This window comes from Flavonifractor sp. An4 (genome assembly GCF_002161755.1).
Lineage (GTDB): Bacteria > Bacillota > Clostridia > Oscillospirales > Oscillospiraceae > Flavonifractor > Flavonifractor avicola.
The window spans coordinates 99,876-125,895 of record NZ_NFIL01000005.1; the positions used below are offsets into that span (position 1 = coordinate 99,876).

The 26,020-nt window shown below is 54.2% G+C and carries 16 protein-coding genes, 1 pseudogene and 1 riboswitch; of the genes and pseudogenes, 11 read left to right on the forward strand and 6 right to left on the reverse strand.

All coding sequences use genetic code 11. The features are described 5' to 3' along the window. Positions 1-42 precede the first annotated feature (42 nt). Positions 43-139: riboswitch (SAM riboswitch) on the forward strand. A 74-nt stretch (positions 140-213) separates the two neighbouring features. The 4 genes from metK to B5F94_RS04070 all read left to right on the forward strand — a co-directional run bounded on the left by metK (position 214) and on the right by B5F94_RS04070 (position 5,987). Next, positions 214-1,395 carry a methionine adenosyltransferase gene (metK, locus tag B5F94_RS04055; RefSeq protein ID WP_087268823.1) on the forward strand — a complete coding sequence of 394 codons (1,182 nt, stop codon included), beginning with the start codon at positions 214-216 and terminating at the stop codon, positions 1,393-1,395. Positions 1,396-1,539: 144 nt separating this feature from the next. Next, positions 1,540-4,080 carry an RNA polymerase sigma factor gene (locus B5F94_RS04060; protein ID WP_158100252.1) on the forward strand — a complete coding sequence of 847 codons (2,541 nt, stop codon included), beginning with the start codon at positions 1,540-1,542 and terminating at the stop codon, positions 4,078-4,080. Between the two features lie 121 nt (positions 4,081-4,201). Further along, positions 4,202-4,708 (forward strand): RNA polymerase sigma factor, encoded by a 507-nt coding sequence (locus B5F94_RS04065; protein ID WP_158100253.1) that lies wholly within the window; start codon positions 4,202-4,204, stop codon positions 4,706-4,708. A gap of 31 nt (positions 4,709-4,739) precedes the next feature. Further along, positions 4,740-5,987: a WG repeat-containing protein gene (locus B5F94_RS04070; RefSeq protein WP_087327971.1), complete on the forward strand. Its 1,248-nt coding sequence runs from the start codon at positions 4,740-4,742 to the stop codon at positions 5,985-5,987. A 198-nt stretch (positions 5,988-6,185) separates the two neighbouring features. On the opposite strand, the gene B5F94_RS04075 is transcribed toward B5F94_RS04070, so the two are convergent. After that, positions 6,186-7,229 carry a LacI family DNA-binding transcriptional regulator gene (locus B5F94_RS04075; RefSeq protein ID WP_087188257.1) on the reverse strand — a complete coding sequence of 348 codons (1,044 nt, stop codon included), beginning with the start codon at positions 7,227-7,229 and terminating at the stop codon, positions 6,186-6,188. Positions 7,230-7,602: 373 nt separating this feature from the next. Between B5F94_RS04075 and B5F94_RS04080 the strand changes: the two genes are divergently transcribed. The 7 genes from B5F94_RS04080 to B5F94_RS04110 all read left to right on the forward strand — a co-directional run bounded on the left by B5F94_RS04080 (position 7,603) and on the right by B5F94_RS04110 (position 16,866). Then, entirely contained in the window at positions 7,603-8,979 is a 1,377-nt protein-coding gene (locus B5F94_RS04080; protein WP_087327974.1) for an ABC transporter substrate-binding protein, read from the forward strand. A 12-nt stretch (positions 8,980-8,991) separates the two neighbouring features. Then, entirely contained in the window at positions 8,992-9,864 is an 873-nt protein-coding gene (locus B5F94_RS04085) for a carbohydrate ABC transporter permease (protein ID WP_087188255.1), read from the forward strand. Beyond that, positions 9,864-10,724: a carbohydrate ABC transporter permease gene (locus B5F94_RS04090; protein ID WP_087188254.1), complete on the forward strand. Its 861-nt coding sequence runs from the start codon at positions 9,864-9,866 to the stop codon at positions 10,722-10,724. Before B5F94_RS04085 ends, B5F94_RS04090 begins: the two co-directional genes overlap by 1 nt. Positions 10,725-10,837: 113 nt before the next feature. Then, positions 10,838-12,178, forward strand: coding sequence for a glycoside hydrolase family 32 protein (locus tag B5F94_RS04095; RefSeq protein ID WP_087327977.1), 1,341 nt, complete (start codon positions 10,838-10,840; stop codon positions 12,176-12,178). 34 nt (positions 12,179-12,212) lie between these two features. After that, positions 12,213-13,169: a carbohydrate kinase family protein gene (locus B5F94_RS04100; protein WP_242965573.1), complete on the forward strand. Its 957-nt coding sequence runs from the start codon at positions 12,213-12,215 to the stop codon at positions 13,167-13,169. After that, positions 13,159-15,162: an alpha-amylase family protein gene (locus B5F94_RS04105; protein ID WP_204247467.1), complete on the forward strand. Its 2,004-nt coding sequence runs from the start codon at positions 13,159-13,161 to the stop codon at positions 15,160-15,162. The genes B5F94_RS04100 and B5F94_RS04105 overlap by 11 nt, the downstream gene beginning before the upstream one ends. A gap of 6 nt (positions 15,163-15,168) precedes the next feature. Continuing rightward, positions 15,169-16,866 carry a glycoside hydrolase family 13 protein gene (locus B5F94_RS04110; RefSeq protein WP_087327980.1) on the forward strand — a complete coding sequence of 566 codons (1,698 nt, stop codon included), beginning with the start codon at positions 15,169-15,171 and terminating at the stop codon, positions 16,864-16,866. Positions 16,867-16,911: 45 nt separating this feature from the next. On the opposite strand, the gene B5F94_RS04115 is transcribed toward B5F94_RS04110, so the two are convergent. The 5 genes and pseudogenes from B5F94_RS04115 to B5F94_RS04135 all read right to left on the reverse strand — a co-directional run bounded on the left by B5F94_RS04115 (position 16,912) and on the right by B5F94_RS04135 (position 26,016). Then, positions 16,912-19,092: an alpha-galactosidase gene (locus tag B5F94_RS04115; RefSeq protein ID WP_087327983.1), complete on the reverse strand. Its 2,181-nt coding sequence runs from the start codon at positions 19,090-19,092 to the stop codon at positions 16,912-16,914. A gap of 534 nt (positions 19,093-19,626) precedes the next feature. After that, positions 19,627-20,517: a Fic family protein gene (locus tag B5F94_RS04120; protein WP_087327986.1), complete on the reverse strand. Its 891-nt coding sequence runs from the start codon at positions 20,515-20,517 to the stop codon at positions 19,627-19,629. 289 nt (positions 20,518-20,806) lie between these two features. Next, the gene (locus tag B5F94_RS04125) at positions 20,807-23,887 is read right to left on the reverse strand and encodes a pentapeptide repeat-containing protein (protein ID WP_087327990.1); all 3,081 of its coding nucleotides are present in this window, start codon (positions 23,885-23,887) and stop codon (positions 20,807-20,809) included. A 352-nt stretch (positions 23,888-24,239) separates the two neighbouring features. Continuing rightward, a pseudogene (locus tag B5F94_RS04130) lies at positions 24,240-24,643 on the reverse strand (type I restriction enzyme endonuclease domain-containing protein); the annotation flags it as partial. Between the two features lie 329 nt (positions 24,644-24,972). Then, positions 24,973-26,016, reverse strand: a complete 1,044-nt coding sequence (locus B5F94_RS04135; protein WP_087327996.1) for a PIN domain-containing protein — start codon at positions 26,014-26,016, stop codon at positions 24,973-24,975. Positions 26,017-26,020 lie beyond the last annotated feature (4 nt).

Sequence of the window (26,020 nt, forward strand, 5' to 3'; positions counted from 1 at the left end):
AAGTGGGAAAAAGTCGATAAAATACCCACAGTCAATTGAATAGCCTTATCGAGAGTGGTGGAGGGAACGGCCCGATGAAGCCCGGCAACCTGCTTTGCTGCAAGGTGCCAAATCCGGCGAGGAAATCGAAAGATGAGGATGGAAGAGCCCAATGCGCTCCGCCGTCCGGCGGAGCGCGTTTTTGCTCCAGCTTAGAAAGGAAGGTAATTACCAATGGCAAACCGTCTGTTTACCTCGGAGTCCGTTACCGAGGGTCACCCCGACAAAGTGTGCGACCAGATCTCCGACGCTGTCCTGGACGACATCCTGGCCGCCGACCCCACCGCCCATGTGGCCTGTGAGACCTTCACCACCACCGGCATCGTCACCGTAATGGGCGAGATCACCACCAGCCACTACACCGACATTCCCTCCATCGTCCGCCGCACCGTGCAGCGCATCGGTTACACCGATCCCGCCTACGGCTTTGACTATCGCTCCTGCGCGGTCATGACTGCCATTGACGAGCAGTCCCCCGACATCGCCATGGGCGTCAACCAGTCCTTTGAGCACCAGGAGGGCGGCACCGACGAGGCCGACCTTATCGGCGCCGGTGACCAGGGCATGATGTTTGGCTACGCCTGCGACGAGACCCCCGAGCTGATGCCCGCCCCCATCTCCATGGCCCACAAGCTGTCCCGCCAGCTCACCGATGTGCGCAAGGCCGGCAAGCTGAAGTGGCTCCGCCCCGACGGCAAGAGCCAGGTCACCGTGGAGTACGACGACAACGGCAAGGTGCTCTCCTGCCCCGCCATCGTGGTCTCCACCCAGCACGACCCCGATATCGCTCTGAAGGACCTGCGTGAGGCCGTGGTGGAGGAAATCATCAAGCCCATCATCCCCGCTCAGTACATCACCAAGGACACCAAGTTCTACGTCAACCCCACCGGCCGCTTCGTGGTGGGCGGCCCTGTGGGCGACACCGGCCTCACCGGCCGTAAGATCATCGTGGACACCTACGGCGGTTCCGCTGCCCACGGCGGCGGCTGCTTCTCCGGCAAGGACCCCACCAAGGTGGACCGCTCCGCTGCCTACATGGCCCGCTACATCGCCAAGAACCTGGTGGCTGCCGGCCTGTGCCGCAAGTGCCAGATCGAGCTGGCCTACGCCATCGGCGTGGCTCACCCCGTCAGCGTGCTGGTAGACACCTACGGCACCGGCGTCCTCTCCGAGGAGAAGCTGTCCGCTATCGTCAACGAGTGCTTTGATATGCGTCCGGCCAAGATCATCGAGAAGCTGGACCTGCGCCGTCCCATCTACGAGCAGACTGCCGCTTACGGTCACTTCGGCCGTACCGACATCGATCTGCCCTGGGAGCACACCGACATGGTGGAGAAGCTGAAGAGCTATCTGTAAGCTTTCTAAAAAGACCTGCCGTCCGCATTTTGCGGATGGCAGGTCTTTTTATTTTTTGCACTCTGATTTCCAGCACTTGTCCCATTTTCCAGCTTATGAGATAATACATAAATAAAGCTTCTCATGAAAAGGGGCGATGTGTTCATGGAGCAGGACCGGAAGCTGCTGGCCCTTCTGGACCGGGATCCGGAACAGGGCATGGCGGACTTGATCGAAGGGTACAGCGGCCTGCTTTGGTCGGTGTGCCGCACTTATCTTCAAAGTGCCGAAGACATCAAGGAGTGTGTCAACGAGACCTTCTCGGAATTCTACTTACAGAGGGACCACTTTGATCCCAGCAAGGGCACCCTGAAAGGATACCTGGCCGTCATCGCCCGGCGGTGTGCCATACGCCGGCACCAGGAAAATTGCCGTTGGGAACGTTCCTCCTCACCACAGCCGGAGGAAGTAACGGACCCCTTCGCCCATTTGGAACAGCAGGATGAACTGGAGCGGGCCCTGTCGGCGCTGGACCCGGTAGACCAACAGATCATCCGCCTGAAATATTACGGCGGACTGACGGCCCGTGAGATCGCCGCCTCCCTGGGCCTGCCCTATGAGACGGTGAAAAAGCGGCAGCAGCGCAGTCTGAAAAAGCTGCTGCGGGCGCTGTCCCTGGGTCTGCTGGTGGCCCTCATCCTGGCCGCGCTGGCTGCCTGCGCCTACATGATCCTGCGCCACTTCGGCTTTGTACCCGGTTACGGCGTGGACTCCGATCCTCAGGCCGGCACCTACATTCTGGAGCAAAGCGCTGTCATTCAGGGTGAGCTGTACGAGATCCATCTGGAGGACGCCTATTGGCAGAACGGCTCCTTCCTGGCCGATCTGAGCCTGTACGGCCAAACCAGTCCCTACCTCACGCCTCTGGATATCTCTCTCAGCGGCCTGGATAACCTCCAGCCCATCTCCATCAGCCAGAACGGGCTGGACGTTCTCGGAGCTTACTCCCTGCGGCTGATCTATGAGGGAGATCTGCCGCAGTCCTCCGCCTCCTCCCTGGAGCTGATTCTGACCCTGGATGGTACCGACCTACCCATCACCCTGGTGGCCGCGGAGGAAACTGCCCTGGAGCAGGCCGGATTCTACTCGGTGACTGAGGCCGACGGCGGCCTGCTGGCGGTGCCCCGGCTTGAAAATGGGGAGCTGGTGGTCTCCATCCATCCGCTGAACACCGGCCCGTTCAACACCTCTCCCTCCCTGACCAAAGGGATCTGGAGCCACTACGGAGGACCTCAACTGCCCATCACCGTCACCGCGCCGGACGGCACCGTACTGGAGGGCGAGCCCACCTCCTATTCTCCCTTCAATGGCGATACCTATCTGAACTGGTATTTCGGCCCTGCTGAGCCGGGGGATTATGTGCTCAACGTCCCCTATGTCTATCAATATCCAGCCGCCGGTACAGACTCCCCCACGGTACAGCTGTCCCTCTCTGCTTCTGACGGAGCACCGGTCTCCCTCTCCCTGCCCGGCGGCACGCTGACCCTGGATCGCCCCTTCCCCATTGACGACGTCACCGCCTACTGTAGCACCATTTCCCACTCCTATGACGAGGCTGGCTACACCTGGTGGGCTATGGAGGCCACCTGGGAGGGAGAGGACCCGGAGCGTGTCCCGGCAGCCATTCCGGTATTGGAGGACGGGGCCGGCACTGTGATACTGAACAATACGACCTACCACAATGTGGAGGCCGGTCTATGGACAGAGCCGGTCTATGATTCGGACGGGCAATATACCCAGTTCCGAGGCTATGTGGTAGGCACACTGAACGGGCTGGATCAGGCCACCCTCTCTCTGCCTGCGGAAAAACTCTGTTACCGCTGGAACCACCCCTTCACCATTTCCATGACGGTACAGCCCGAGCCGGAGCGGCCTTCCTATACCGGCACATCGGGAAACTACAGCCTTACCGCCACGCCACGCCGGACCGACGGCGCAGTGATTCTTAATTTGTCCCCCGCCTCCTCCGACAAATATATGATTCCCACCAGCACGCTGACCCGCAGCCCATTGACTGCTCTGGGCGCCACGGACGCGCCCATTACCCTGACGGCCGCCGACGGCACCGTATATGAGGGAGAATATCAGCCCGGACGGCAGAATAACGCCAGTGACTGGAGTTTTGGAGACATCCCCGCCGGGGATTACACCCTCCATGTCCCCTACCTCTACCTGACGGCGCCGGAAAGCTGGCATATGGCCATTCCCCTGCCCCAGCAGCAGGGACAGGTTCTGCCTGTGGGACCGGTCTATACCTGCTTCTCAGGCCGGATCGAGCTGTCATCCATCACCGGGATAGGGACCGACCCGGCGATTCTGGAGCAGTTTGCCGCCGCCGTCATCACTTACCCCTCCGGCGGGATTAACCAGCCCCAGGAGGCCCCTCTGGTGTCCCGGCTGGACCTCTCCCTCCACTCCGGCATGGAGGACTATACCCTGGTAGATGTGGGTCTTCAGCTCTTTTTGACCGACGAGGCCTACTTTTCCGGCGCCTGCGAGCGACAATATGTCTTTGAGGAGGGTGAACCCCGGCTGACCAGCCTGCTGCTGCGCCACGCACCCGGCCTCTATGCCACAGATCTTACCTTTACCGATCCTGTCTTACGCTGGAACCACCCCTTCGATATCCCCGTCACCATTCCATAGTACCTCTATCAAATCCGCCTCCTTCCCCATTGGAAGGAGGCGGATTTTTTCCCAATCTTTTGTCCAGCTGTCCCCTTTTTCCCTTTTGCCTGCAATTAGTATGTGGAAGGGAGGGACACACTTGGACGATCGACAGCTGCTGGAACTGTTGGATGCTGATCCCACTGCAGGTATGGACCTGCTGTGGAAGCGCTACGGGGAGCCGGTTCGCTTTGCCGCCGCTCAAAAGCTGGATTGCGACGAGGATATTCATATTTGCGTGCAGGATACCTTTTCTGACTTTTATCTGCAAAGAAAGCAGTTCGATCCGGAAAAAGGAAGTCTGCGAGCCTATCTGACGGCCATCTCCGAGCGCAAAGCCATTCGGCGCTGGAGGCAAAATCAGCAGCAATGGCTGGCAGCACAGTCGGCAGACCCGCCTGATGATCCCATCGCAGTCTGGGAACAACAGGAGCACTTCCGTCAGGCGCTGGCCCGGCTTCCCGAACTGGACCGAGAGATCTTGCAGCTGAAATACTTTGAAGGACACACCATCAGAGAAATCGCCATCCGCTTGAATATCGACTACGAGCGGGTCAAAAAACGGGCCCAGCGAGCCCTGAAAAAGCTGCCCCAATTTCTCGAATAAGCCACCCTATCTGAAAAGGAGATCTGACACTATGAAGCGCACAACCGGAAAAATTTTTGCACTGACAGCGCTGAGCAGCCTGCTTCTGCTGGCCTCCGCCTGCGGACAGTCCTCCGGCCAGTCCCCCTCCGGCTCCGCCGGTGGATCGGAGCCGGCCGGCGGCAACGCCTCCTACACCGACACCTACGATCCCGACGCCCTGTTCCAGTACGGCATGACCCCCGCCAAGGACAGCGAGACAGGAAAATACGGCTACAAAAATCCCCAGGGGACATGGGTAATCGAGCCTCAGTATACCTTTGCCCGTGATTTCCAAGTCAACGGCACCGCCTTTGTCCGCACCGGCAGCAACAGCGACGAGTTCCGCCTCATTGACCGGGAGGGCAACTTTGTCTCGGACTATATCTTCATGCGCTTTTTTGACGAGCTGGCCTTCTCCGCCAACGGCATCGCCGTGGGGACGGTATGTGAGGCCGACGGCACCAAACTGGGCACCGGCTACTTCTACCTGGAGGACGGGGAGATCGTCTTTGAGCCTCGGGAGGAAGAGAGCTTCACCGCCTTTTCCGACGACGGTTACGCTGTGGTGGACAACAAGGCCGTCATCAACGATCAGTTTGAGTATGTCATTGAACCCCAGGAGGACTACTATCTGGTCCAGGTATCCAATGGCATGGTGAGTTTTGATTTCAAGAACACCCCGAAGGGGTACTCTGAGTACGGCTACATGGATGTGGAAGGCAATATCGTCATTCGGGGCCTGAGCTCCCGGGGCGGTCCCTTCGCCGACAACGGCATCGCGGTGGTGGAAAACCAGCTCATCGACAAGAGCGGCAACGTGGTTTTTGATGTAGCCGACAGCCACTATTCCACCATCACCAGCAACTTCAACAACACCGACTGGGTGGAGGTCTCCTCTCACCTCTCCAGTCGGGGCGGTACCGACTTCAACTTCATCAACGCCGAGGGCGAGACCTTCTTCCCCACCGACGCCTACGAGCACTCCCACATGGACGGCTCCCTGGCCATCAAGAACGGGGTCTATGTGGGTCCGGCGCCCGTCCTCAAGGATGATCAGGGCAACATCACCGGCATTGGCGGCACTGAGGACTACGCCACTGTTGCTGTCAATGAGGATATGGAGATCCTGTATGTCCCCTACGACAAGGGTATCCAGGATGTGAGCGCCTATTATTCCGACGGCTATGCCAAGGCGGAAACCCAGGATGAACAACGTGTGATCGTCGATCTGGAAGGCAATATCGTCATGGAATATTGACGCTGTGCCCCGGAGCTGTCTCCCCGCTGCTGCAAATGTCAGACAGTCCCTCTTCGTCTGCTGCTTCCATTCCTTTCCCTTCATTCAGCGGAACATTTTGACTGTCTCTTGCCGCCCCGGAAGTTCCGGCCAGAACGTGCGATAAAAAACCGGCGGACTGCTGTAACAGCAGTCCGCCGGTTTTTTATCGTTCAGCCCTCAAATCACATCCACGCCTCCAGCGGTGGCCCGCCGGAACAGGACAGGAGGGACAATTTTATGGACGGGGGCCGACTCCGCCAGCGGCTTTCCCTGTTTGCGGACCTTGATTTGGTCCACCAACAGCTGGACCGCCTCATGGGCCAGCCGGTCCACCTGCTGCCCAACTGTACTGAGCGGAATAATGGCCTCTCTGGACGTGGGCGAGTTATCAAACCCAACGATGCAATACTCCTTGGGCAGATAACCATACCGCCGGATAATCAGGTTCAGCAGGGTGTTGGCCGTAGTATCGTTGGCCATAAACACACCGATTTTCTTGCGGGCATATTTCTTGTCCCATTCCCTCAAAATATCCTGCAGGATGGCCTGGTCCTCCTCATAGGACCGGTCCAGCTCCCGCAGAATCACCTCATGAGCCAGACCGTTGGTCTGGCAATAATCCTCAAACCCCCGGATGCGCCCGTAGGCAGGGATGCGGGGATCTGTAGGGGAGTTGATATGGATCAGAATATCACACTGCTGCTCCTCCAGCAGGGCAGCCGCCTGCCGTCCTCCCGCCTCATTGTCGGTATTCACGCTGCACACGAACTGGTCCTCCCGCTCGATGGCCACCACCGGGATCTGAAACTGGGCCAACTCCTGGGAGGAGAGAGTGTGGCTCAATACAATCATGCCCTCGATCTGATAGGAGAGCAGCTCTTTGATGTACCGGCGCTCGCTCTCCTTATTATTGTTGCCGATAAACACCAGGAATTTATAGCCAAAGGTCTCGTAAGTGGCCAGAATCTGGTTGAGCACCTCTGAATAAAAGCGGTGGTAAAACTCAGGGACGATGACGCCGATGAATTCCGTCTTTCCCATGGCCAGAATGCGGGCCACCCGGTTCTCATGGTAATCCAGCTTCTCCAGTGCATCGGAAATGATCTGCTGGCTTTTCTCCGTCAAAGAATCCGGGTCGTTAAAATATCTGGATATGGTTGTCTTGGAAAAATTGGTATATCTGGCAATGTCGTCAAAGGTCACTCTTTTTTTCTCTTCCATATCAAGCCCTTCAATCTGCCGAGGTCATGTACCAATCTGCTTTGGCGCAAACAGAACACACGGCTGGTAAAACCTTGAAGATAAATGCGCGATTTCTTCTCGGAATTGATTGAATTTTATTATAGCAAAGAGAAGAAATGGATGCAATCCCTTGGTCTCGGGGAAGCTGGGTGTAATTGTGCATAATTTCAAGCACTGGAAATGAGGCGGATTTTACAAAAATATTTCCAGCGGGGGAAAAGCATTGACGGAAGCTCATCATAAGGAGTAATATTATTTAAGAATAACCGGTTCCATTACCGGTTACATAACCGGTTTTTATATTCTTTCGTCACCAATTCAAAGAAAAAAAGAGGAAACAGGAGGAGAGACAATGAAGAAACACGCATTGACCAAATTCATTGCGTTGGGTCTTTCGGCTTCCCTGATGGCTGGAATGCTGTCGGGATGCCGGTTCGGCTTTGCCAGCGATCCGGACGACCCCAACGCGGTGGAAGCGGTGGAGCCCATCGATATGTCGGTGGACACCTTTGAATACGACCCGTCCCTGAGCGGCACCAACATCACCCTGCTCAACTCCAAGGCCGAGATCCAGACCGCTCTGGTGGAAATGGCAGCGGCCTTCGAGGAAAAGTCCGGTGTACACGTGGAAGTCATGCCCGTCACTGACGGCGACTCCCCCTATACCAAAGTAGTCAGCCTGTACAACTCTGGTAATCCCCCCACGCTGTCCATTTTGGACACCACTGACGTCATCGCCCTGGCTGAGGAAAAGGCGGCTGACCTGTCCGACCAGCCCTGGATCGCCGAGGCAGAGGGCTATACCACTGAAATCAACGGCAAAGTGTACAGCTTCCCGCTCTGTATTGAGGGCCGCGGCATCATCTACCACAAGGAAGTCATCGAGGAGACCCTGGGCGAGCCCTTTGATCCCACCACCATCCGGACCCAGGACGACTTTGTGGCCCTGCTGGACCGGCTGGTGGAAGCCGGCATGGAGCACCCCATCTCCCTGGCTATGGAGGACTGGTCCCTGGGCGCCCATCACCTGCAGTACATCTATGAGACCTACGACGGCACCTCTGACGGCGCCGCGGAGTGTATCAACCTGATCAAGGACGGTCAGCTGGATCTGACCACCTATGACCGTATGTCCCAGTTCCTGGATATGTTTGATATCCTGAAGAAGTACAATGTGGCCTATCGTGACCCTCTGGGCGCCGACTATGACGAGATGGCCATCGACCTGGCCGACGGCAAGACTGCTTTCTGGTTCAACGGCAACTGGGCCTGGCCCAACCTGGCCGAGGCCGACGCCGAGGAGGACGATGAGTACGGCTTCCTGCCCTACTTCATGAACAATGACCCCGACGATTTCGTGAACCAGCAGATCCAGGCCTCTCCCTCCAAGCAGGTCATGCTGGACGGGGTCGTGGCCACGGAGCAGGAGCAGGCTGCGGCTAAGGAGTTTTTGAATTGGATCGTGTTCAGCGAGATCGGCCAGCAGATGCTGGTCAAGACCTGCAAGATCATCCCCCCCTTCCAGAACAACCCCTATGAGCCTTCTGATCCCCTGAGCCGGGACATCTACAGCCGGGTGCATGAGGGTACCGCCTTCAACGCGTCCGCCATTGTTCCCAACGACCACTGGTCTGTTCTGGGCGCCGCCATGCAGAAGTATCTGGCCGACAGAAGCGACCGGGCGGAGCTGATCGATTCCATCGTGGCCTATTGGGACGAGCAGCAATAAGGAGGAGCTAGGATGAAAAGAAAAAGCGGAGGAAAAGATTTCTGCGGATTTGCCCTGCCCGGCCTGTTCTGTTTCGCGGCAGTGGTAATCATCCCCTTTATCTACGGTATTTATCTGACCCTGACCGACTGGAACGGCGTCTCCGATACAAAGAACTTCATCGGCGGAGCCAACTTCCTCAGTGTACTTAAGGACAGCCAATTCTGGTCCTCCCTGCTGCTGACCTTCAAATATGTGGTGGTCGTGGTAGTGGTGGTCAACATTCTGGCCTTTGCCATCGCCTACCTGCTGACCCGCGGCTTTAAGGGTCAGAACTTCTTCCGGGCCGGCTTCTTTACTCCCAACCTGATCGGCGGCCTGGTGCTGGGCTATATCTGGCAGTTCGTATTCTCCCGTGTGTTCGTGGGCATCGGCGAGGCCACCGGCTGGGAGCTCTTCGGTGCCTCCTGGCTGTCTGACCCCACCCTGGCCTTTGTGGCTCTGGTGTTCGTCTCCGTATGGCAGCTGTCCGGTTACATGATCCTCATCTATGTGGCCGGCTTTATGGGCCTGAACAAGGACGTGATGGAGGCCGCCAGCATCGACGGCGCTACCGGCTGGACCAAGCTGCGTCACATCATCCTGCCCCTGATGATGTCCTCCATCACCATCTGCCTGTTCCTCACCCTGTCCCGCGCCTTCATGGTGTACGATGTCAACCTGTCCCTGACCGCCGGCGCTCCCTATGGCACCACCGAGATGGCCGCCATGCACGTCTACGAAAAGGCCTTTACCTCCCGTCAGTTCGGCGTGGGCCAGGCTGAGGCCCTGATCCTGTTTGTGATCGTGGCTATCATCAGCGGTATTCAGGTGTACCTGACCAAGAAACGTGAGGTGGATGCATAATGAATAACTCGACCATCGGCGGCACCAAGCGCAAGGTAGCCAATGCGCTGGCCATGACCGGCATGATCATCATCTTCATCGCCTATATGTTCCCCTTCATCATGGTGGTCATCAACTCCCTGAAGGAAAAGCGGGATATCATCACCGATCCCTTCTCCTGGCTGTTTACCATCAAGGGTCTGTCCTTCGACAACTTCGTGAAGGCCTTTACCCAGATGGACTTCCTCAACGCGTTTAAAAACTCCCTGATCGTAACGGTGTCGGCCACCGTGCTGGTCACCCTGCTGTCCTCCATGCTGGCCTACTACATCGTCCGCCGCAACAACATCATCTCCAAGATTGCCTTTGCTCTGATGGTGGCCTCCATGATCATCCCCTTCCAGGCCATCATGATTCCCCTGGTGAGCATCTACGGCGGCACCCTCAACGTGCTCAACCACCGCATCACCCTGATCTTCATGCACACCGGCTTCTCCATGGCCATGTCGGTGTTCATGTTCCACGGCTTTATCAAGGGCAATATCCCCATCGCCCTGGAGGAAGCGGCCTACATCGACGGCTGCACCCACCGGCAGACCTTCTTCAAGATCGTCTTCCCCTTGCTCAAGCCCATCATCGCCACCATGGTGATCCTCAACTCCCTGGCTTTCTGGAACGACTACCTGCTGCCCTCCCTGGTGCTGACCGACAAGGAGCTGCTCACTCTGCCCCTGTCCACCTACAGCTTCTACGGTACTTATTCCGCCGACTACGGCACCATCATGGCCGGCCTGCTGCTGTGCGTTATCCCCATTCTCATCCTCTATGTGATCCTCCAGAAGCAGATCATCGGCGGCGTTGTTTCCGGCGCAGTCAAATAACAAAACCCGTTCAATTCTACCACAAGGGTCTCTTGCCCTTGTGGTAGAATTTCGGTTATACTGCTTTCAGCATTGCCCCCAGGGGCTACAGGGAAAGGAGAAAAAGCACACCCATGCGGAAAGACACCCTGCATTTGAAAGCGCCGGGAAACTGGATCAACGATCCCAACGGCTTTATTTATTATCGAGGTGAGTACCACCTTTTTTACCAACACTTCCCCTACGCCCCCCGCTGGGGTACCATGCACTGGGGCCATGCGGTGAGCCGCGACCTGGTCCATTGGGAGCACCTGGGGGTAGCCCTCTATCCCACCAAGAGCTACGATCAGAACGGCGTTTTTTCGGGCAGCGCCCTGGAACGGGACGGAAAGCTGTATCTGTACTACTCCGCCGTGCACTACCTCCAGCAGAACGAGGAGGACATCCACATTCCCCCCAACGACGCATTTGTGACCAGTCAGGCCATGGTAATCTCCGACGACGGGCGCACCTTTGACAACATGGGAGCCAAGCGCCAGATCATCCCGGTGCTGGCCGACGAATCCATCGGCGACCCCAAGGACACCAGAGACCCCAAGGTGTGGGAAAAGGATGGGCTCTATTACATGATTCTGGGCAGCACCTTCCGCAAGGAGCAGGGCAAGGCCCTCTTTTACCGCAGCCGGGACGCTCTGCACTGGGACTATGTGAACCAGTACTCCTCCCCGGAGTTCCGTACCATGCTGGAGTGCCCCGATCTGGTCCGGCTGGGGGAGGCATTTGTGCTCCTGGGCTCCCCCATGGGCGTCACCCAACCGGAGATTGAATATGCCCACCACGCCATGTGGGGCCTGGCGGACTTTGACCACCAGACCTGCACCCTCGCCCTCAAGGGGCCGATGCAGTTTGTGGATTATGGTCTGGATCTCTATGCCCCCCAGACCGCTGTGGATCAGGAGGGCCGTCGGGTGCTCATCGCCTGGATGCGGATGCCCCAGGCGGCAGAGGACCCTGGGGACGGCCGGGGCCCCTGGAATGGCATGATGAGCCTGCCCCGGGTGCTGGAGCTGCGGCAGGGCAAGCTTTGCTTTGTCCCCCATCCCAATGTGGAGTCCCTTTTCCGCCCTGTGGACGGCAGCTGGGACCAGGCGGTGCGGAATCGTCCCTTCCGCCTGAAAACCACCCTCCGGTCCGGGGATGTGCTGGACGTGTGCGGCTACCGGATTGCGCTGGAGGACGGCCGGATCGTCACCGACCGCAGCCAGGTATTCCCCCATCTGCCCAACTATCGGACCACCGCCCAGACTCCGGCGCTGGGCGAGGATTGCTGCCGGCTGGATATATTTGTAGACGACCATCTGATCGAGATATTTGTGGACGGCGGCCGTTATGTGGTCAGCCATGTGGTATACGGCCTGAAGGACCGGCTGGAAGGTCCGGTGGAGCAGCTGCTTACCCCCAGGGAGGACGGCTGAGGACCTATTTCAAGGAGAAAGGGATGGATTGTCCATGATGGATATTACCGCCATTGGCGAAGTATTGATCGACCTGACCCAGACTGGGGTCAATGAGCAAAAGGTACCGCTGTTTGCCGCCAATCCCGGCGGCGCCCCTGCCAACGTAGCAGTGGCTGCCGCCCGGCTGGGGGCCAATACCGCGTTTATCGGAAAGGTGGGCCAGGACGGATTCGGCGCCTACCTGACCCGGGTGCTGACTGAGAACCGGGTAGACGTGTCCGGCCTGCGGACCGACGACGCTGCCACCACCATGGCTGTGGTGGCCGTGTCCGACACCGGCGAGCGCTCCTTCCGCTTTGTGCGGGGGGCAGACTGCAACCTGAAGCCGGAAGAGGTGGACACTGGGCTGATCGCCGGAAGCAAAGTGCTCCACTTCGGCTCGGTCAGCCTGACCGCCGGTCCCGCCCGGGAGGCCACCCTCTTTGCCGCACAGAGCGCCCGGGAGGCCGGTGTGCTGGTAAGCTATGATCCCAACTACAGAGACGCCCTATGGAACAGCCAGGAAGAGGCGGTGGAGTGGATGAAGAGGCCTCTGCCCCTGGTGGATGTACTTAAACTGTCCGACGAGGAGCTGCCCCTCATCACCGGCACCGACAATCCCGAAGAGGGAACCCGTCGGCTGGAGGCTGAAGGGATTCGCCTGATCCTTGTGACTCTGGGCGACAAGGGTGCTTTTTACCGCTGGCAGGGCAAGACCGGCCTGGTGCCCGGCGTAGCCACCACTGTGGCCGATACCAACGGCGCCGGGGATACCTTCCTGGGCGCAGTGCTCAGCCGTCTGGTGAGTCGGGGCGAAAAGCCCCTGGAGGGCCTGACTGCCCCGGAACTGGAAGCCATCCTTGCCTTTGCCAACCGGGCGGCCTCCAAGACCTGCTCCCGCAGCGGAGCCATTCCCGCCATGCCCACCATGGCGGAGCTGGAGGAAGGAGACAACACCCATGAAGCGTAAGCAGACCAAGGAAGCCGCCCCCACCACCGCCGGACAGACCGACCGGCTGATTCAGCAGGCGGCGGAGACAACCGTCCCCAAGGCGTCCAAACCCAAAAAGAAAACCAAGGCGGCAGAACCACTAACCCCCGCCCAGGTGGGGATCGGAGCGGATTTCTCCGTCTTTGAGCACCGTCTGGCCCGGCACTACGATGAATTGAAGTGGCTCTACTGCGAGCTGTACCACGGCGATTTGGGCGCCTTTGACTACTTTACCCAGATGCTCCGCCGGAGCTGGGAGGACCGCAAGGCGGACCTGCGGGTCCAGGACGCCCAGCGGGAAGCCGACCCCAACTGGTACCGCCGCCGGGAACTGCTGGGCATGATGCTCTACACCAACGCCTTTGCCGGCACCCTCAATGGGGTGGCTGAGAAGCTGCCCTATCTGAAGGAGTGCGGGGTCAACTATCTCCATCTGATGCCCCTGCTGGAGAGCCCCAAGGGCCGCAGCGACGGCGGCTACGCCGTCTCCAACTTCCGGAAGGTGCAGCCCGAGCTGGGCACCATGGCCGACCTGGAGCACCTGGCGGATTCCTGCCGGAAAGACGGCATCAGCCTCTGTCTGGATTTCGTCATGAATCACACCAGCGAGGACCACGAGTGGGCCAAAAAGGCCCGGGCCGGCGAGCCCGGCTACCGGGAGCGCTATTTCTTCTATGACAGCTGGGATATCCCCCGGGAGTTCGAAAAGACAGTGCCCCAGGTCTTCCCCACTACCGCCCCCGGCAGCTTTACCTGGCTGGACGACTGCAAGCAGGCGGTCATGACCAACTTCTACCCCTACCAGTGGGATCTGAACTACGCCAACCCCATGGTATTTAACGACATGACCGAGAACCTGCTCTACCTGGCCAACCGTGGCATCGACGTGATCCGGCTGGACGCGGTGCCCTATATCTGGAAGGAGCTGGGCACCGACTGCCGCAATCTGCCCCAGGTCCACACCCTGGTGCGGATGGTGCGTATGGTGTGCGAGATCGTCTGCCCCAGTGTACTGCTGCTGGGCGAGGTAGTGATGGAGCCGGCCAAGGTGGCCCCCTACTTCGGCAGCACCGACAAGCCGGAATGCCATATGCTCTACAACGTGACCACCATGGCCACCACCTGGCACACCCTGGCCACCGCCGATGTGTCCCTGCTGCGCCACCAGGTGGACGCGGTGTGCGCCCTGCCCCGGGACTTTCTCTTCCTCAACTATCTGCGCTGCCACGACGACATCGGCTGGGGCCTGGACTACCCCTGGCTGAAGGAGCACTTCGGCACCGACGAGGTCGCCCACAAGAAGTATCTCAATGATTTCTTTACCGGTAAGCTGCCCGGCAGCAACAGCCGGGGCGAACTCTACAACGACGATCCCCGGCTGGGCGACGCCCGGCTGTGCGGCACCACCGCCTCCCTGTGCGGAGTGGAGGCCGCCGACTATGAGCGTGACCCCTTCAAGCTGGAGCGGGCAATCTCCTGCGACCTGATGCTCCACGCCTGGATGCTCACCCAGAGCGGTATCCCCGTGCTGTACAGCGGGGACGAAGTGGGGCAGCTCAACGACTACTCCTACCACCACGACGGCGAGAAGTGGGACGACAGCCGCTACATCCACCGGGGCGACTTCCAGTGGGATCTGGCCAAGATGCGCCACGATCCCACCACCCGCCAGGGCAAGCAGTTCATCGGCCTGCGCCGGTTGGAGGAGCTGCGGGCAGCAGAGCCTGCTTTTGACGCCCGGGCGGAGATGTGGACCTTTGACACCGGGGACAGCCGGGTGCTGGGCATCGGCCGGTGGTACCAGGGCCGCAAGCTCATCGCCCTGTTCAACTTCAGTCAGGAATTTGTCACCGTCTCCAACGCTGACCAGGGTCCCTTTGAGGAGCTGATCTACGGCGGGACCTTTGATGATCTCAGGCAAGTAAAGCTCTACCCCTACGGCTTTGCCTGGTACCTGCATACGGAGGAGTGATTGGTCATGAACAAAGCATGGTGGAAAGAGAGCGTTATCTATCAAATCTATCCCCGCAGCTTCTGTGACTCCAACGGCGACGGCATCGGCGACCTGCCCGGCATCACCAGCAAGCTGGACTACATCAAGGAGCTGGGAGCCAATGTGATCTGGCTCTCCCCCGTCTACCGCTCTCCCAACGACGACAATGGCTACGACATCAGCGACTATCAGGCCATTATGGAGGAGTTCGGCACCATGGCCGACTTTGACCGCCTGCTGGCCGAGGCCCACGCTCGGGGCATCAAGATCGTAATGGATCTGGTGGTCAACCACACCTCTGACGAGCACGCCTGGTTTGTGGAGAGCCGCCAGTCCCGCGACAATGCCAAGCGGGATTTCTACATCTGGCGGGAGGGTAAGGAGGGTAAAGAGCCCAACAACTGGGGCTCTGCCTTCTCCGGCTCCGCCTGGACCTATGATGACGCCACCGATATGTACTACCTCCACTGCTTCTCCCCCAAGCAGCCCGACCTGAACTGGGACAACCCGGCGGTGCGTAACGCCGTCTTTGACATGATGACCTGGTGGTGCGACAAGGGCATCGACGGTTTCCGCATGGACGTGATCTCCATGATCTCCAAGCGGGAGGGTCTGCCCGATATGCCCACCGGCGGCGCCCTCTATGCCTCCTGCAATCTGGGCTGCTGCAACGGCCCCCACGTCCACGAGTATTTGCAGGAGATGCGCCGGAAGGTACTCTCCAAATACGACCTGCTCACCGTGGGCGAGTGCGCCGGTGTGACCGTCAACCAGGCCAAGCAGTACGCCAACGCCCAGGGCACCGAGCTGAACATGGTATTCCAGTTCGAGCACGTGGACCTGGACGGCGGCGACGCGGTCACCGGCAAATGGAGTACCCGAAAGATCGATCTGGTAGCCCTCAAGAAACTGCTGTCCCGGTGGCAGAACGAGCTGGAGGACGTGGCCTGGAACAGCCTCTACTTCTGCAATCACGATCAGCCCCGCATCGTCTCCCGGCTGGGAGACGACTCCCCCCGGTATCGGGAACTATCCGCCAAGTGCATCGCCACCTGCCTCCACCTGATGCAGGGCACCCCCTACGTCTATCAGGGGGAGGAGCTGGGCATGACCAACGTGCCCTTCGGGCCCATTGAGAACTACCGGGACCTGGAGTCCATCAATGCCTACCATGATCTCACCGCCCGGGGCGTCTTCCAGCCGGAGGAGCTGCTGGAGGCCATCGCCTACAAGAGCCGGGACAACGCCCGCACCCCCTTCCAGTGGGACGACTCCCCCAACGCCGGCTTTACCACCGGCGAGCCCTGGATCATGGTCAATCCCAACTACCGGGAAATCAACGCCAAGGAACAGCTGGATCGGGCGGACTCTGTGTTCCACTATTACCAGAAGCTTATCGCCCTGCGCCGCAACTCCCCGGACAACGAGCTCATCGTGTACGGCAGCTACCAGCTGATCCTGCCGGACCATCCCCAGCTGTTTGCCTATCTGCGCACTCTGGAGGGCAAGACCCTCCTCACCATATGCAACCTGTCCGGCCAGCCGGCGACTTTTGCCCTGCCGGAGGAGCTTGCAGGCCGGAAGAGCCGCCTGCTCATCGCCAACTGGGCGGAGGCCCCCGCCGCCGTTCCCGGAACGCTGGAGTTCCAGCCCTGGCAGGCTGCCGCCTGGGTTCTGGAGTAACATATAAAAAGAGGATCTGCTGCATAATGCAGCAGATCCTCTTTTTTACACCTGTTTGATCTGATACTGTACCGCCTGGCACTCGTCCAGGAACGGGAGGGCCAGCCCGGCATACATCAGTTCGTCGCCTCCGTACACCTTGCCATCCACCAGATAATCCTTGTTCGGGTCCAATCCCTTCATACGCAGCAGGGGCCGCACCGGATTGGCGTGGCGCTGAGTCTGGACCACACTGACCACGGCCCGCTCCTGATCGGGAGAGACGTGCATCCAGGCACAGAAGCACTCATGCTGGAAGGGGTCGGTGAGGCGGTAGTAGTCTCCCCGCATCACCACATCCCAGTAGGACCGGAATGCGTCGATCTGGGCCGCCACCTCCTCCAGCTCCTCCTGAAACAGCTCATTCAGGTCCAGCTCATAGCCAAAGGTACCGGCAGCGGCCACCACCCCCCGGGTATGGAGGGGCGTGGACCGGTGGGTCAGGCCGTTGGGCACAGCGGACACATGGGCACCCATGGTACAGCAGGGGTAGCAGTAGGAGGTACCGTACTGGATACGCAGCCGGTCCATGGCGTCGGTGTTGTCGGAGCACCAGATCTGGGGGGTATAGTAGAGCATCCCGCAGTCGAACCGGCCGCCACCGCCGGAGCAACCCTCAATGAGCAGATTGGGGAACTCCTGATGGAGGGCTTCCAGGATCTCATATACGCCCAGCACAAAGCGGTGGTACACCTCGCCCTGGCGCTCAGCGGGCAGACCAGCGCTCCACACATCGGTGAGGCTGCGGTTCATGTCCCACTTGACATAGGAGATGTCAGCGCTCTTGAGCATGGTCCGCAGATTGTCCAGAATATACTGCCGCACCTCGGCACGGGTGAGGTCCAGCACCAGCTGGTACCGGCCCCGGGTGACAGGACGGCCGGGGGCCTGGAAGGCCCAGTCAGGGTGGGCCCGATAGAGGTCGGAGTTTTCATTGACCATCTCCGGCTCCACCCAGATGCCGAACTTCATACCCAGGCCCTTGATGCGCTCTGCCAGAGGTGCCAGTCCGCCGGGCAGCTTCTCCTGGTTGACGTTCCAGTCGCCCAGTCCGCCGAAATCGTCGTTGCGCTGGCCGAACCAGCCATCGTCCATCACCATCATTTCCACGCCTACCTTGCTGGCAGCCTGGGCAATGGAATAGATCTTGTCCGCATCGAAGTCGAAGAGAGTGGCCTCCCAGTTGTTGATGAGGATGGGACGGCGGGCATCCTTCCAGGGACCCCGGCACAGATTGAGGCGGATGGCCCGGTGGAACAGGCGGCTCATATGACCCAGGCCCTGCCGGGTGAACACCATAGCGGCCTCCGGCGCGGTAAAGGTCTCGCCGGGCGCCAGCTGCCAGCAGAAGTGGAACGGATGGATCCCCATGGTCATCCGGGTCTCATGGAACTGGGTGTGCTCCACCGAGGCCAAGAAATTGCCTGAGTACACCAGAGCCATGGCCCAGCAGCGGCCGGTATCCTCGGTGGTATCCGGATCGCACAGTACCAGGAAGGGGTTCTGCTGGTGGCTGGAGGAACCACGGACGCTGCCCGCGGTGTGGACACCCTGGGTCAGGGCAGTCCGTACCGGCTCGCGCTCCCGGGCATAGGCACCGCCCAGGGTAATGAAATCGTGATTGCCCACAGGGAAATCCAGGCAGGCGGAGGTCACCCGGGTCAGCCGGATGGGGACAGCCCCGTTATTGCGCACCCGGACGGCCCGGGTGATCATATCGTACTCCTCCAGAACGCCATACAGCAGCTCCACCGTCAGGCCGCTGCACTTGTCCTGGAGTTCTACGGTCAGCGTCTGGGCAGTCACACCCTCACCGTAGAAGGCGGGCAAACCCTCCAGCGCATACTTGCCCTCGGCAACCGTGTGGTTGGTGTAGCGCAGGTCCACAATGTGGCTGCCATCCGCTAGGTCGGCCTCCAGGGCAGGCTGCCGGAAGTCACCCACACCGCTGGAAGAATACTCCTGGGGCTGAGTATCCAGGGACCAGGTACGATCCACCCCCACCTCGTCCGGATTGGGAGAGAAGCCCCGGTCCTCGGGGCAAATCAGCCGGGAAAGATCTCCCTTTCGCAGTTTCTCACCATAATAGGTGTGAAGCAGCACGCCGGTGGCATCGATCTTCATCTGATAGCTGGTGCTGCGGGTGTGCAGCGTGATGGTACGGCGTTGAGGATCATATTGAATCATACGGTTTCACCCTTTAACAGAAAGAGTAGAGCATGGCAAAAATCAGGGAAACAGCGGTCCCTATATCGCCCCTGCTTAACGGACCATATTATATCACATTGCAGGCCGTGTTTCATCTGCTTTGTCGGATTCTTCTGCCAGATTTCCACTTTACCTCCATATCGCATTATAAAAGCCGGCAAAGCATTGCGACGCAATGCTTTGCCGGCTTTGTTGGCTCACTCCCATTCGGCAAATTCTTACAATTCTAAGGCTATTTATGTTCTTTATGCGGGAGAAATATTCGCTTTTTTGTTAATATTTTACTTGCAGTTTTATGGTATCCAACTTTACCAGTATCAAAATAGCATCGGTTTACTACTGCGACGACAAGCAAAAATCAGCACCATTTGCAAGCCATAATTACTTCACAAAAGACCATTCAGAAACAGAACTTATTGCAAAATAATCGTCTAATTTATTTTGATTATACCAGAGTATTCCTTTAAACTCAAGAGAAAGGTCATCTGAAAAATTCACTCTCGACACACAGGATCAGGCAGGGATATTAAAGTATTTCAGATACGCCCGGAAACGATCCTGTGCCGTCAGGCAGGTATCCATCAGATAACCATTTTCGCGGCCCCATTGGCTCAATCCCCGGTAATAGAACATCTTCAGATCATCCTGGATCACAAAAGGAACAATACCATAGTTCAGGCATTCCTTGAACAAGATCAATCGTCCTACCCGGCCATTGCCGTCTTGGAACGGATGGATGCGCTCAAATTGCACATGAAAATCAATCAGATCCTCCAGCCGTTTTTCTTTTACTTGGTAATACTCCTCTAGCAGCAGCTTCATTGCACTGGCAACTTCCTGGGGGGGCGTCGTTTCACAGCCTCCCACCTCATTGGGTACCTTTTTATACTCTCCTACCGCAAACCAATCCAGGCAGCTGTCTGACGTACCGGTTTTCAGGATTCTATGAAGCTCCAAAATCAATGTCTCTGTCAGCGGCTCACAGGCTTTTTGGATGATCAAGTCGATACAGCGGAAGTGATTAACTGTCTCCACCACATCATCCACGTTGACACTTTCATCTGTCACGCCAATGGAATTGGTTTCGTAAATGAATCGTGTCTGTTCATGAGAGAGGCGACTACCTTCCATGTGGTTGGAGTTGTAGGTCAGCTCAATCTGGATTTTATGATAAATACCTCCAGTTTGCCTGCCAGCCTGCTCCTGCTTTAGCCGCTGCAGCAGAGGGCTATAGTTACCTTCACCTTTCTTCAGACGGAGCGGCTTTTCTGCATCGGCAGGAATTTTCCACGTCTTGCCCACCAGAACAGCGCCATTCACTCTTCCCTCTGCGCAATAATTCCGCACACTTCTCTCGGAAATTCCCCATTTTTTTGCTACTTCCTGAACAGAAAGAAGATGCATATAACCACTCCCTTCTTATTTAGTATACCTCAGCATCGGCAATTTTACAACCGTCTTTATCGCATTATTAATTGCCGATAACGCTTTCATTATAACCGATTGCTATAAGCGCATCTGTAATCCATTCCACCATAAATTAACAATCCATATAACTTTCCCATAGAGGGCCAAAATACGAAAAATGCATATAAGGAAGCGCAAATACACTAAAGTGGTATTTATTCAAAATCCGCGATTGCCCTGAGAATAGTGTTTGGAAGGCTACAAAAATGTTGGATATCTACTCTTTTCATAGGCCCTCAAAGCAAGATTTAAATTTTTCTGCACCGTTCCAATTGACATTGTGGAGATCTGCTTCCGAAAGCATTTGAATAATGTTCGCTTTGGTTAAATCAAAATCCACCATAGAGACACCATCCAGTTTTGCTCCTTTCATGATGCAGTCAACAAAGACTATCCCCCTGTCAAACTTGGCAAACGAGAGGTCCGCATTTGTAAAATCTACCCTTGATAAACTCATGATATGTTCATCCTCCTTAGTATATTTTTGACCTATTCTATTCTCCCCTCTATGCTGACTCCCGCTGGTTCTATTATGCTCCCTATCGTCTTGCCCCACTTTAGCTCGTATCCATTTTGAACAAGCTAACTTTGCATTTTGAAATGTAGAATCCTGTATTTCCACATTCACAAACTCCGCCCCTCTCAAATCTGCATTATTAAAACTACTATGTAAGATTTTTGAGGCAATTAGTTTAAATTTTGCAGAAGCCTCAATTTTTGTTGCTTGTATTATATTTAAATAGGAAAAGTCCGCTCTGTTTAATTCTACCCAACAAAACTCAGACTCTTTAAAAAACGCATACCGAAAACTGACGTTTTTTGCATCTACCCTCTGCCACCGGTTGTAGATAAACTCAGTTCCATCAAAGACACATTCTTTAATTTGCGTATTCGTAAGATCTACGGATGAAAATTTAGTAGCATAACACTGCAGTTTATGCAATTGAACTACACTGTTTGAGCTCTGGTGCTTCGTATGTTCGGTTTCTAATACATATGCATATAGACATCCAATCTTAGCGGCATTGAAATAGCAATCTGAAAGTAGTACTGTGCTACACAATTTCAGCCTGCTTATGTTAGCATTGGAAAAATCACAAAATTCCACACCGGTCTCTTGCTGCATTCTCAACGATGGAATTATATTGGACCGAAAGGTATGAATATTTTTCAATGAACTATGAGGCTCAAGTCGCATCTCGAGCCCTCTATCCTCTAAAAATCTAAACAATATAACTACTGCTTTCAAAATGTTTTGGCGTGAATTTTCAGATAGCTCACTTTTATCCACATAGGTCAACACTACGCCCAGTATACGAATCAGCGTTTTAAATTTCTCATTATTTTCCGATATAAATTCTAGCCTTCCTAGCCAAAAATCTTCTATGTGGCTATCCTCTCCATGGAATAGATTATATTGATCAAACAGCTTATTTAATTTTTCAATCCCCTCTGGGCCTTTTGTTAGATCCTGAGGCAAAAACATAAGTTGATTTGAAAGATCCTCTATGGCTAGGAATTCTACAAAAGATCGATGGTAGAAACTTATCGACATGGATTCTTTATTTGCAAAACCAAAAAAAGCCAGCAATAATTTGGAAGTAGTAATAGAAGAAGAATTAATCCATTTATCAAATAGTTCTTTCCGGTTGGTCGCTTCAGCATAGGTTTTCACATCATTAATATTTGCGACATTGCTGTTGCTTTTTTGTGCGGTTCGCCCAAGCATTTCCAACACAGTACGGTAGTCCTGATATTTTGCCGGGTTAAGATATTGCCCGCTGTGTCGCCTGTAGTACAGGCACTCAATTATTGTATTATACAAATCCGAGGTATTTTTAATTGATAGGATGGATTTCTCGCTATTTTTTTGCAGCCATGCAATCAAGAACATCAGAAGTGGCTTATCAAGTAGTTCTTGTAGATGAAGATGTTTATCTATCTCTTCAAATTCAATTTGAAAGGAAAATGCAGTCTGCAACTTCTCCCACAGCTCCTCCTGAATTCCTTTAACAAGAGGATTGATTTGATAAATTTGTGCATTTTGTAAATTTTCAACACATTTTGTAATCAACTGCGTACGGCCGCTAATCAACACTCTGACATGGCTTCCCCAGGGGAGTTGATCTAAATCTTCTATAATTTTTTTTGCACTATCCCACACCTTACCAGTAATTTCATCCAATCCATCTAAAATAACAATTGTATCTGACCGAGATATTGAATTCCGGGATATGGCCCCCAGTATCCAAGGAAAGTTCTTTTTGATATGATTACTTAGAGCTGCTATGTAGTTATTGGGGTATTGTGAAAATGGAACCTCTTTTAATGAAACAAAAATCGGTGTCAAGTGTTCCTCTACCAAGCGCATGGCAAAGTGTTTTAGAACTGTAGACTTTCCGGAGCCGGGTTCTCCATGAATGATAAAAAGCCTCTGATCCCCTCCGATAATTTTTCTGAGTTGTTTACGCCAGACAGTCTCATGGCTTCTGTCCGGCACTGACAAAGGCACTTCGCCAAGGGCCCATTGAACCAAATATTGATCTAGATCAATGTACTCAGGCATACTATCATATTGATACGAAAATACTTCAGCCGTTTCGGATCTGGCTATTAGGGGGATATAAATGTCCTCATTATGAACACTTTCCTCTCCAAAAACACATTCACTTTTCCATCTAAGTAATTCCTCACAGTAATGGTGTTTGGCCTTCAATTGCTGATTATATGTTGCCATTGGTGTGTTTAGTTTATTAAAAAGAGGGGAATATTGCTCCAAATGTGCCGCATACTCGGCTTCCACCGCATAAGAAAATAAGCGTGGCCAGGCCCCCCTAAACTCACTGATGATATTTTCACTTTTTTCCACAACACCTTGAAGTGATTCACATAAGACTTCCATGAGGCAGTCCGCAATTTCGGAATCTCCTGGTGCATCAAAAAATTCTCGATCAATTGTACAGGCATCAAATGTCTGGAGGTACTCTTTCGTTTTTTTACTAAGTCCGCTCTTATCCCACATTTCAGGAAGCTGAAAGCCCTCTATGTCCTGTGGGATTACGCTTGTTGCGAAATCCCGCCATGCTTTTAACGCACTTCTTATGAGTAGCTTCCACACTATAGCCTCGTCATTATTTTGATATGGCAGAATCGGACGCATAACTACTGCAGCAAGCTTGGCAATTGCGAGTCCAATATTTCCCTCTACAAGTTTTTCTGTACTGTCGATGATACCATCCATCATATCAGGCAAAGTTTCATTCCATGGCGGTAGCTTAAAAAAATTTCCTGATATAACATATTTCATAGCATCTTCACTCTTTCCTATGTATTTGCGGGAACTTAAGCTCTACTCACATAAAAGATCCAAATCTTTATGTAGTGCCATAATTTCTAACATCTCCGAATGGCGCTGTAAAGATAACACACAGTTATACATCTAATTTTTCTGATGACAAGAGCTGTTTTACTCCACCTTTTTTGGTTATCTTACCATGAAGGTATTACATTACAAAACCGCTGTTTTAACATCACCATACAAAATCTTATTTAAAAATGTAGCGCGAAAATCAGGCATCTCCTCAGCATTACTGTGATCAGTCCACAGAACCAATAGCCCCATATTATAATCCACGTTCCTGATCCGTCCACATCTCGCACTAACTCATCACTGTCTGCACTGCATCTCCCATACCCTCCGGTGGGTACTTGTGCCTTTTCAGAAGTCGTTTTACCAGCCGGCACATACCGGCTCGGGCGCTCCCTTTCTTCTGCCAGTCGATGATGCGGTTATTTCGCAAAAGATCGGTCAGCTCTTTTGTGATAGCAATTAACTCGCCATGCTCATTAAAATCTTTGATGGCCTGGGGCTTGGTCAACTCGTCATAGAAGCCCAGCTCCTCGGCGGTCAAGCCCAGCTTCTTCCCCTCCGCATTGGCGGCAGCAATGTCCTTTGTCAGCTTCAGACGTTCTTCAATGATCTCCTCATTGATCAGCATCCCGTTGAGGTATCGCTTATGGTTCTCTGGATGATCTCGGAGAACTTTTCTGATTTCACCACATTGACGGTTCTGCTCAGGAATAGAATTTACTGCATTGGATCAAACAGCATTTATACAACAGCTTTTAAGCTACCTATCACAGGAGAGATAACACGAATTGTTGCCTCTTCTACTTTTTATCACAAAAATAATTTCTACTTTTGAGTGATTACATACACCACAAGCAGTAGGTAAGCTGTTTCTACACAACTCGGATCTTTTCCTAGATTCAGGCAAAGAAATGCAATATCTATTCTGTTGTATCCAGCCCTTCATGGCGCATTGACTCGGTCTGGACGGTCATAGTATTATTCAAATACTTATATCAATAATCCACAACACTAGTGTTGCTCTAAAAAGGTAGTTCTTCATCATCTGAAAGGTCAATTGGATATTCACAATTTTGATTCAAAATTCTAATAGTTGCTGAATAAAATGGCTGCATATAATTTATGTATTGACGTTTCATTTTGATGTAGAGATTTCGTGCCCTTTCTAATGCTGTCATAGGAATTGCAGCATTACCGTCTCTAATACGGTTATCTATATCAAGGATGACAGAGGCTGATATACTTGTTTCTAAGATGTGAGACTGTATTTTGTTTTCCAATTGTTCAAATATCTGCGTTACATATACAGTATCAAATGCTTTACAAGAAGTAAATGTTTTATACCATTCTGTATTTCCCCAGTAATCCTCTGTCTCAACCCAACATAGGTCATGAATTGTCTCTTGAATTTCATTACGTAAATCAGTCAGATCAACTTCATATTTTACTTCCACTGCTTGCTTAGGCTCAGGTTTCGGATCAACAAGTTCATTGTAATAAGAATTGCTTTTAATCTCAATTGTCTTTCCTGTAGCACTGCTAAATTCTTTTTGTAAGATATCAATATTATCACGAAACCCATTATCATCTGTTACAAAAACTACTTTAGGTTCCCCACTTTTTGTAAAGTAATCAATAAGAGACAGCCACATGAGTGAATCTTTAAAACCCTTATCACTAGACCCCCTAATAAAAGGTGGAGTCTTTGCATACGCACGTTCTAAGACACGAGAAAAAGTGTCCTCATCTACGGTTAACGGAATTATATTTTTTCCAAAGAGGCCTTCATACTTTTTCTTCATCCCCTCTTTGTAGTAACGCTGGATTTCCTCATATTTTGTTTTTATTTCAATTGAGGCAATATCAAAGAATTTATGTCTTGCTTTTTCGAGTTCATCATATTTTTCTTTCTGCTTATTGCATTCCTGTGCAATTCGTTCATCAACAGCCACTTGTGTTATATAAACAGAAAAGCCTTTTTCGTTTAGCTTCTGGACAACCAATTCCAACTCATGGTTCTGAATAATAAAGTTAGTATCAAATACAAATGCAGTGTCATTATTCACACAT